Origin of the sequence: Streptomyces sp. NPDC047525, assembly GCF_040643025.1 — a bacterium.
GTDB classification, from domain to species: domain Bacteria; phylum Actinomycetota; class Actinomycetes; order Streptomycetales; family Streptomycetaceae; genus Streptomyces; species Streptomyces durmitorensis.
The window spans coordinates 1-2,399 of record NZ_JBEYTL010000052.1; the positions used below are offsets into that span (position 1 = coordinate 1).

Below are 2,399 nucleotides of genomic sequence, written 5' to 3' on the forward strand. Positions count from 1 at the left end.
ATCCAAGAAGCCGTCCGCTTCGCCGACACCATCCACCACCTCGACACCCAAGGCGTCACCACCTACCTCGAACTCGGACCCGACACCACCCTCACAGCACTCGTAGGTGAGTCGGCGCGCGGCGAGAACGTCCTGGCCGTGCCGCTGCTGCGCCGTGGCCGCGACGAAGTCTCGACGGTACTGACCGCCCTGGCCACCGCCCATGTGCGCGGCGTGGAGGTGGACTGGTCGACCGCGTACGCCGGGCAGAGCGCCGGTCGGGCCGCGCTGCCCACGTACGCCTTCCAGCGCAGCCACCACTGGATCGGCGGCCGTCCGCTGGAGCGGGCCGAACTGGCTGCCCCGGAGCAGGCCGAGCAGACCGCCGCGGCGCCCGTGGGCGCGCTCGGCGCGCGCCTCGCCGGTCTTTCCGAGGCGGAGCGCGAGCGGGAGGTGACGGACCTGGTGACCGCGCAGATCGCCGCGGTCCTGGAGTACGCGCCGGGCCAACGCCTGGATCTGCGGCTGCCGTTCAGGGATCTGGGCTTCGACTCCCTGATGTCGGTGGAGCTGCGCGATCAGCTCGGAGCCGTCACCGGTCTCGATCTGCCCAGCGGCCTTCTCTTCGACCATCCGACGCCCGCCGCGCTCGTCGCGTTCCTTGGGCACGAGCTGCTCGGCACGGTGGCCGACGCGTTCACGTCACGGGAAGCCCCGCACTCCGACGAGCCGATCGCCATCGTCGGCATGGCCTGCCGCTATCCGGGCGGTGTCGCCTCACCGGAGGACCTCTGGCAGCTGGTCGCCGAGGGACGGGACGCCATCTCCGGCTTCCCGCAGGACCGCGGCTGGGACACGGAGCTGTACGACAGCGACCCCGAGCGCTCCGGCAAGAGTTCGGTGGCCGAGGGCGGATTCCTGCACGACGCCGGGTTGTTCGACGCGGGCTTCTTCGGGATCTCGCCGCGCGAGGCACTCGCCATGGACCCGCAGCAGCGACTGCTCCTCGAGACGGCCTGGGAGGCGGTGGAACGGGCCGGTGTGGATCCTCGCGGCCTGAGCGGAAGCCGCACCGGTGTCTTCGTCGGCGCCACCGCCCTCGACTACGGGCCGCGGCTGCACGAGGGGCCGCCGAGCGTCGAGGGGCATCTGCTCACCGGCTCCACCAGCAGTGTCATGTCGGGCCGGATCGCCTACCAGCTGGGACTGCTCGGTCCGGCCGTGACGGTCGACACCGCTTGCTCGTCGTCGCTGGTGGCGCTGCACATGGCGATACGTTCGCTGCGGCAGGGCGAGACGACCCTCGCGCTGGCCGGTGGCGCCACCGTGATGTCGGCGCCGGGCATGTTCGTGGAGTTCTCGCGGCAGCGCGGGCTCGCGGCCGACGGACGCAGCAAGTCGTTCTCGGCCGATGCGGACGGCACCTCCTGGGCGGAGGGCGTGGGCCTGCTCCTGGTCGAGAAGCTGTCCGACGCCCGCCGCAACGGACACCAGGTCCTCGCCGTGATCCGCGGCTCCGCCGTCAACCAGGACGGCGCGAGCAACGGCCTCACCGCCCCCAACGGGCCCTCCCAGCAACGGGTGATCCGCCAGGCACTCGCCGACGCAGGACTCACCCCCTCCGACATCGACACCGTCGAAGCGCACGGCACCGGCACCAAACTCGGCGACCCCATCGAGGCACAGGCGATCATCGCCACCTACGGCGCCGGCCACGACGAACGGCAGCCGGTCTTCCTCGGTTCACTCAAGTCCAACATCGGGCACGCGCAGGCCGCGGCGGGCGTCGGCGGCGTCATCAAGATGGTGCAGGCGATGCGCCACGGGGTCCTGCCGCGGACCCTGCACGTGAGTGAACCGTCCCCGGAGGTCGACTGGACCTCGGGCGGGGTCGCGGTGCTCGACGAGGCCCGCCCCTGGCCGGACGTCGAGGGGCGCCCCCGGCGGGCGGCCGTCTCGTCGTTCGGCATCAGCGGCACGAACGCGCATGTCGTCGTCGAGCAGGCCGACGCCCAGCCGCAGACGCCGGTGCGGGTGCCGGTGGCGGCCGACGGGTCCGGGGCCACCGAGGGCCATGCGCTGTGGGTGCTTTCGGCGCGCGACGAGGCCGGTCTGCGCGCGCAGGCCGAGCGGCTGCACGCCCATGTGTCCGCCCGTCCGGAGCTGCGTCCCGTCGATGTCGGCCGCTCCCTCGTCACCACCCGGTCCGCCTGGGAGGAGCGTGCGGTGGTCGTGGGGTCGAGCACCGAGGAGTTGCTCGCCGGTCTGGAGGCGCTCAGCCGGGGCGAGGCCGCGCCGGGTGTCTTCTCCCGGGCCGGCCGCGAGGGCAAGACGGCTTTCCTGTTCACGGGTCAGGGCGCTCAACGCCTGGGCATGGGACGGGAGTTGTACGACACCTACCCCGTCTTCGCCACCGCCCT

General features: G+C 72.5%; 1 protein-coding gene. It reads left to right on the top strand.

The annotated features are described in order from the left end of the window. Positions 1-2,399 (top strand): beta-ketoacyl synthase N-terminal-like domain-containing protein (locus tag ABZ833_RS45570; RefSeq protein ID WP_361060025.1); only part of this gene is annotated, 2,399 nt, incomplete at both ends.